The sequence below is a fragment of the Streptomyces longwoodensis genome, assembly GCF_001514125.1.
GTDB lineage: Bacteria > Actinomycetota > Actinomycetes > Streptomycetales > Streptomycetaceae > Streptomyces > Streptomyces longwoodensis.
This window is the reverse complement of sequence record NZ_KQ948549.1, coordinates 1,084,803-1,091,103: the sequence shown is the minus strand read 5'-3', so window position 1 is coordinate 1,091,103 and position 6,301 is coordinate 1,084,803. Positions and strand designations below refer to the sequence as shown.

Sequence of the window (6,301 nt, the reverse complement as noted above, 5' to 3'; positions counted from 1 at the left end):
GAACAGGAGCAGGGCGTCGTAGGGATGAGGAGCCGGTGTCACGGGGTGGGGCCTTTCCGGGTGCGGTGCGTGGGCTTGCGTCCTCCCTTCCTTCCGCCGCCGTGCCGCCCCGGGATGCACCCCACACCCACGGCCACGGACGGGTCGTCGCCGCATCCGGGAGGATGTCCGCGGCGGAAGGACCGTGTATGCCGCGCATCGTCGTCGTCAGCCCGCCGTTCGCCTCGCACGCCGTCCCGATGTCCGTGCTCGCGTCGGCCCTGCGCCGACGGGGCGCCGAGGTGCACTTCGCGTGTGCTCCGGCGTTCGAGGAGCTGGCCGCCCGGGCGGGGGTCGCCTTCCTGCCGTTGACCGTGACCCGGAACGCCAACACCGGCGTCGCCCAGACCACCGACCAGGCGGCGACGGAGTCGGCCCGGCTGGCCGAGTTCGTGGACGCCACCCGCGCCGGGGCCGTAGAGACGCTGGTCACGCAGGCGCACCACCGGCGCGCGGACATGCTGGCCGATCCCGAGGGGGTCCACGCCGCCCTGCGCGCCGTGGACGAGCGGCTGCGCCCGGACTGGTACGTCGTCGACCAGCTCAGCTACGCGGTCACCCTCGCCCTGCACTGCCTGGGAGCGCCGTACGCCACGTTCTGCCCGGGCCACCCCACCTACGTGCTGTCGGGGCCCGAGGCCTTCTTCGGCGTCCCCTACGACTGGCCCGAGGCACTGCGCCCCGACCCCGCCGACGCGGCCCGGCTGCGGGCCGTCGCCGGTGAGAACGACCGGTTGTTCTCCGGTCTCTTCACCGACTTCGCCCGCCGCACCGCACCCGAAGTGCCCGCGCCGGAAAGGGCGTTCGCACTGACGTCACCGCACGCGGTGCTGTACTCCTACCCGTCGCTGCCCTGGCTGCCCGAACCGCCGAGCGGACCCGCGCACCTGTTCGCGGGGCACATGACGCGGCCCGTGGAGTCGCCGGGGGCCGCATGGCTCCGGCGGCTCGACCGGTTGCGCGACCGGGCCGACCGGGTGGTGCTCGTGGCGTTCGGTACGTTCCTGTCGGCGCGTGACGACGTGCTGCGCACGGTGGTGTCGGGACTGCTGGATGCGGCCGGTGCCACGGGGGTGGTCGTGGCCGCGGGCAGCCGTGCGGAGGCCCTCGCCGACCTCGCGGACCTCGCCGGGGATCGGGTCGTCGTCGCACCGACGGTCCCGCAGCAGGAGGTGCTCCCGTACGTCGACGCGATGGTGCACCACGGGGGCGGCAACTCGTTCACCGAGTGCCTGCGGGCCGGGGTGCCCGCGCTGGTCCTGCCGATGTCCAGCGACCAGTTCGCCGTGGCGCGCGACGCCGAACGGATGGGGGTCGGCCTGGTGCTGGACCCCAACGGGCTGCTGCCCGCGGACGTGGCGAAGGCCCTGGACGCCTTGGGCGAGTCGGCCTTCTCGAGGAGCGCCCACTGGGCGTGCGAGGTCAGCGGACGGGGCCCCGGGTGGGGGGCGCAGCGGCTGCTGGAGGTCATGGGGGACCGGGTGGCCGGGCGCTGACCTGCTGCGGCAGAGCCTGTGCCGTGCCGGGTGAGCTCCCGCGGGGGCGTGGGTCAGCCGGCGTAGGGGCCGCGTACGACGCTGTCGCCGGAGTGGTCCGGCTTGCCGTTGTAGGGCTGCACGGAGACGTCGACTACGGAGTACTCCTTCAGGTCGATGGTGTCCGGGACCGGCAGGACGGCGTGGCCGTCCGGGCCGAGGACGCCCATGGACACGAGCTTGGTGTGGGAGCGGTCCATCAGCCAGACCTCGAAGTACCCCGAGGTCTTCGGCAGCCCCTTGACGGTGATGTCGAGGGTGCGGCGGGCGTTGCTGCCGGCGAGGCGGGCGTACCCGGCCGAGCGGGGCTGCAGGGAGTCCAGTCGCCTGCCGTCGTCGGCCGCCGTGCTGGACGTGTCGTCGTGGGTGACCCACCAGGTGACCGCGCTGCCCGCACCGGCGCCGAACAGCGCGGCGCATGCGGCGAGCGCGACGGAGAAGCGGGCGAGGCGGCGGGGCCTTCGCACGGGGCGCGGGGGCGTCTGGGGGTCGGTGTTGCCGGTGTTGCCGGTGTTGAGCCTGCTGGCGTTGGGCATGCCGCCGGGGCCGCCTGGTGACGTCGGCGGGGCGGGCTGGGAGCCCTGCTCGACGGACTGCTGGGCGTGCCCCGTGGAGGGCCGCACCCGCTCGCTTCCGGGGGCCAGCGGGGCCGACTCCGCGGTGGCGGGCCGGGGGGTGGCGTCCGCCGTGCCCCGTGCCGAGGGTTCCCCGCCGGGCGTCCCGGTCGTCCCGGGGGTTCCGGTGTCGGGAGCGAGCCCCAGCTCATCCGCGATGGCGTCCCAGAGGTCGGCGGGCGGGGTCAGCAGCTCGTCCTCGCCGGGCAGGGGGGTGCGGGCCGTGGCGACCACGTGGCGGAAGGCTTCGAGTTCCCTGGTGCAGCGGGCGCAGTGGCGCAGGTGGTCCGCGGCGTCCGGGGACGGGGTGTCCCCCATCGCCATCAGTGCCAGGCTCTCGTCGTCAGCGTGCTTCACCGTCCACCTCCAGCCTCTTCTTCAGGCGCATCAGCCCGCGCCGGGTGTGGGTCTTGACCGTGCCCAGGGGCAGTCCGGTCCGTTCGGCGATCTGCGTCTGGGTGAGGTCCTCGTAGAAGGCCAGCCGGAGGACCGTCTGCTGCTCCTCCGACAGGCGTTCCAGCTCGTCGCTCACCAGAACGTAGTCCACGACGGAATCCGACGGGGAGGTCTGCCGCTGCCCGTGGTCGGGCACGGTCACGACGGCCACGGCCTCCACGTCGCGCACCTGGCGTGACCGGCGCGTGAGGGCGTCGGCCACCTTCTTGTGTGTGATGCCCATGATCCAAGTCTTCAGCGACCCGCGCCGCGGGTCGTACCCCGCGCGGCCGCGCCACGCGCCGACGAACACCTGCTGGGTGACGTCCTTGGCCTCCTCGGCGTCGCCCAGCCGACGCGCCGCCACCGTGAACACCAGGGCGCCCCACCGGCGGTAGGCCTCGTTCAGGCACGCTTCGTCGCCGTCGGCGAAGCCCAGGCCGAGGTGCTCGTCGGAAACGGAGGTCACACGGGACACACTAGCCGCCAGTACCTGCGAGCCACCCCATGCGGAGGTCACTTCGACGCCTCCACGGCCGTCACGACGAGGTTGTTGCGGTAGCCCCCCTGGTCCGGCAGGTACGGTCCCGTGCAGGTGACCAGCGTCAGGACGGCGGGCCCTTCCGTGCGGAAGGCGCCGGACGCCGCCAGCGCCTCCTTGGCGACCGTACGGCGCGACACGACCCGGTAGTCCACCCGGCTGCCGTCCGCCCGCTCGACGCTCACCCGGTCCCCCGCGCGCACCTCGGCGAGCGCGACGAGGACGCCGAGGCCGCGGTCGTCGGAGTCGACGTGCCCGACGATCACGGAGGACCCGCCGGACGCGCCGGGCCGCGGGGAGAAGCGGTACCAGCCCACCCGGCGCGGGTCGCGCGGCACCACGACCGTGCCGTCGTCCGCCACGCCGACGGGGTCCACGGCCGCGCTCAGGTCCAGCCGCGGCAGCAGCAGCCGGGTGGGGGCGGCGAGCGGCGCGCGGGCGGCCGGGCAGCGGGACGCTTCGGCGCCCGCGGCCGTGCCGGCGGCGCCCGGAGCTGTGGACGCCGCGTCCGGCTCGGCGGCGGGGGCCGTGTCCGGCGTCCCGGTGACCGGGCCGGAGGCGGGTCCGGTGGACACCGCATCCGTGAGCGGCTCGGCGCCGAAGTCGACGGGGCCGCCCCGTGCGGTGCCGGTGGCGGCGCGCACCACGAGCGCCGTGGACACGGCGAGGCCGCAGAGCGCGACGACGAGGGCGGTCAGCAGCCCGCGCCGGGACCGGAGCCAGTTCATACGGCGGTTCCTTCTCACGGTGGGGCCTGGTGGGACGGAGCGGGGTGCGGCGTGAGGGGGCGGGGCTCGGTGTGACCGACGTGGTGCGCCTTGACGCTCGCGACGCACCACGTCGGCCGGGGGCGCGGACCGGCGGACCGGTCCGGGTCCCGGGTCAGCGCGAGGTCGTGCGCAGCCGGTACAGCACGCCGGCGGCCGCCAGGAAGGAGACGGCGCCCAGGGACAGCGCGCCCAGCGGCAGGCGTTCGTTGTGGGCGGCGGCCTGTCCGCTCTCGCCGGCGTCCACCCCGCCCGGCGCGGAGTGCATGCCGGTCAGGGTCTGGGTCTTCAGAGCCAGGTTCTTGTCGGCGGCGCTGCCCCAGGCGTAGACGACGGTGTTGGTGCCTTCGCCGAGGTCCAGGTCGGCGGGGCCGATCGCCACGGTGTCGGTGCCCGCGAGCACGACGTCGGCGCTGACCGTGCCCGCCGCCACCTCGCCCTTGGCCTCCTTGGGGTTGACGAGGCCCTTGAACAGCGGTGTGCCGTTGGCGCGGACGTCGACGGCGGGTGCCGCGGCGACGTGGCGCACGGTGAGCCGGGCCTTGCCGGCCGGCACCTTCGACACGTCGTTGACGAACGCGTCCAGCGTGGGCTTGCCGTCGGCCGTCAGGTGCGCGACCAGGGTGGCGTCGGCGCCCGCGGGCACGTCGACCTTCTTCTCGATGGCGGGCGTCCCGTCGGGTCCCTCGCCCTCCTTGAAGATCTTGATGTCGTAGGACCCGGCGTCGAGTTTCATCGGGTCGGTGAGGGTGCCCGGCTTGAAGTCGGGGATCAACTCGTCGTTGCCCGCGTACACGTCCACCGTCAGGCCCGGTACGGCGTGCAGCACGGAGACTGTGGCCTGCCCGCCCGCGGCGCCCGGCTGGGCGAACGCGGGAGCGGCGGCGGTGGCGGACAGGGCGACGGCGACACCGGCGGCGAGGGTGGCACCCACGGCTCGTGCGGTCATGGCGGTTTCCCTTCGATCGAGCGTGTCTCGGATCCGTGAATCTGTGAGGACGCATTCCGCCGCCTGTGCGCGCCCGGTTTCACCTGTGCCGAGAATTTCTCGTCCGGGCCTTGCGTGCGCGGTGCGCGGGGTCGGCAAGCGTCCGTCCGGGACCGGGCCTTTGTGATCCGGATGCGGGGCCGCAGTGACCGTGCGAGGCTGAGGCGGCGCCCCGTCCGGACGTCGGCACGTGCCGCCGCGTCCGCGCTCGGCGGGCCGGGGTCGCCACGAGAAGGCTGGAACGTCGCCCTCGGCGGCGTCGACGCGGCCGCCGCCGGTCCCCTCCCGGACCACCCCGCAAGGAGACACCGTGCCCGGAGCCGAAGCCCCCGCCGCGATCGGGGCCTTCATGTGACGGACGGATCGCGGACCTGCGCATCGGCTGACGCCCGGCGGTCCGGTGCGAGCGGTGCGGCGGGCCGCCGTACCGGAACTGATCGCTCCCCGTGCGCGTCATGACGTCCATGGCACAGGGCGGCAGCACGATGGGCGAGGAACCCTCCTTGGCGGAGCTCCTGTCGGCCTTCGCGCTCGCGGGGGCCGTCCCGGTCGTCGTCGGCGGCACCGCGCTCGTCGCGCTGATCGGCCTTACGGTGTGGGCGACGGCACCGCTGCGGCGACGCAGGCGTGCGCGCTCGGACGCCGACTGACGGCTGAGGGCGCCGCCCGCCTCACCTGCCCCGCCCGGCTCCTTACGGCCGCCCCTGCGCCCGCAGACCGTCGAGGATGAGCGCCGGCACGCGCGGTGACCGGTCATCCGGTCCGGACGCCCCACGCCGCACGCCACAGCACCCCGTGAGCTGGAGGATGCTGCCGTCCTCATTCCCGGCGTCGAGGATCCGCGTGATCGCCGCGACGACCGGACCGCAGGTCTGCTCGGCGATCGACCGGTGCGCGCCGGGGCTGAGGGCGTTGCCCAGGCCGTGCTTCTGGCGCATGGCCTCGACGAGGTCGGTGGTCCAGCGGCGCGGCGCCTCGAGGGGCGGGTGGTCCGCCTGCAGGCCCGGCAGTGTGCCGAGGATGCGGTCGACCTCGTCCTGGTAGACGGCGAGGACGAGCGACTCACGGGTCGGGAAGTCGCGGTAGAGGGTGCCCGCTCCCACGGGGCGTCGGAACGATCGTCTGGTGGCCCCTGGCCCGCGGCCGTCTGACCCGGGCCTGGGACGAGGCGAGGTCGACGGTGCGCTCCGCGACGGACCGCGCCTGCGCCGACCTGCTCCACCCGCCCGCCCGCGGAGGAGGCCTCCAACCGCGCGGCACGACTGGCAGGGCGTCTCCGCCGAGGCCGAGCTGGAGGCCATCCGTTTCCCTCGGCGCCGTGCGACGCGGCGGCCGACCGGGGCCGGTTACGAGCGGTCCGACGGCGGGTTCCCGTGGTGCGG

7 protein-coding genes are annotated in these 6,301 nt (G+C 74.8%); 2 read left to right on the top strand and 5 right to left on the bottom strand.

Annotation, left to right across the window (positions count from 1 at the left end; genetic code table 11):
- Window positions 1–188: 188 nt before the first annotated feature.
- Window positions 189–1,535, top strand: coding sequence for a glycosyltransferase (locus AQJ30_RS05010; RefSeq protein ID WP_067228807.1), 1,347 nt, complete (start codon window positions 189–191; stop codon window positions 1,533–1,535).
- A gap of 53 nt (window positions 1,536–1,588) precedes the next feature.
- On the opposite strand, the gene AQJ30_RS05005 is transcribed toward AQJ30_RS05010, so the two are convergent.
- The 4 genes from AQJ30_RS05005 to AQJ30_RS04990 form a co-directional block, all read right to left on the bottom strand.
- A complete protein-coding gene (locus tag AQJ30_RS05005; protein ID WP_067228806.1) occupies window positions 1,589–2,545 on the bottom strand; it encodes an anti-sigma factor in 957 nt (318 codons plus the stop codon).
- Window positions 2,532–3,092, bottom strand: a complete 561-nt coding sequence (locus AQJ30_RS05000) for a sigma-70 family RNA polymerase sigma factor (protein ID WP_245726800.1) — start codon at window positions 3,090–3,092, stop codon at window positions 2,532–2,534. Before AQJ30_RS05000 ends, AQJ30_RS05005 begins: the two co-directional genes overlap by 14 nt.
- A gap of 47 nt (window positions 3,093–3,139) precedes the next feature.
- Window positions 3,140–3,892 carry a class F sortase gene (locus tag AQJ30_RS38905; RefSeq protein WP_079083816.1) on the bottom strand — a complete coding sequence of 251 codons (753 nt, stop codon included), beginning with the start codon at window positions 3,890–3,892 and terminating at the stop codon, window positions 3,140–3,142.
- A gap of 154 nt (window positions 3,893–4,046) precedes the next feature.
- On the bottom strand, window positions 4,047–4,880 hold the full coding sequence (locus AQJ30_RS04990) for a DUF4397 domain-containing protein (protein ID WP_067228802.1): 834 nt from the start codon (window positions 4,878–4,880) through the stop codon (window positions 4,047–4,049).
- A gap of 494 nt (window positions 4,881–5,374) precedes the next feature.
- On the opposite strand from AQJ30_RS04990, the gene AQJ30_RS04985 reads away from it, so the two are divergent.
- The gene (locus AQJ30_RS04985; protein ID WP_067229079.1) at window positions 5,375–5,569 is read left to right on the top strand and encodes a hypothetical protein; all 195 of its coding nucleotides are present in this window, start codon (window positions 5,375–5,377) and stop codon (window positions 5,567–5,569) included.
- A gap of 42 nt (window positions 5,570–5,611) precedes the next feature.
- Here the strand turns inward: AQJ30_RS04985 and AQJ30_RS04980 are convergent, their stop codons facing one another.
- Window positions 5,612–6,022, bottom strand: coding sequence for a TetR/AcrR family transcriptional regulator (locus AQJ30_RS04980; RefSeq protein WP_067228800.1), 411 nt, complete (start codon window positions 6,020–6,022; stop codon window positions 5,612–5,614).
- Window positions 6,023–6,301: the final 279 nt, after the last annotated feature.

Excerpts from the sequence above, each read along its gene's own strand:
- AQJ30_RS04985 (WP_067229079.1), top strand. The coding sequence starts at position 5,375 with ATGACGTCCATGGCACAGGGCGGCAGCACGATGGGCGAGGAACCCTCC.
- AQJ30_RS38905 (WP_079083816.1), bottom strand. The coding sequence starts at position 3,892 with ATGAACTGGCTCCGGTCCCGGCGCGGGCTGCTGACCGCCCTCGTCGTC.
- AQJ30_RS04990 (WP_067228802.1), bottom strand. The coding sequence starts at position 4,880 with ATGACCGCACGAGCCGTGGGTGCCACCCTCGCCGCCGGTGTCGCCGTC.
- AQJ30_RS05010 (WP_067228807.1), top strand. The coding sequence starts at position 189 with ATGCCGCGCATCGTCGTCGTCAGCCCGCCGTTCGCCTCGCACGCCGTC.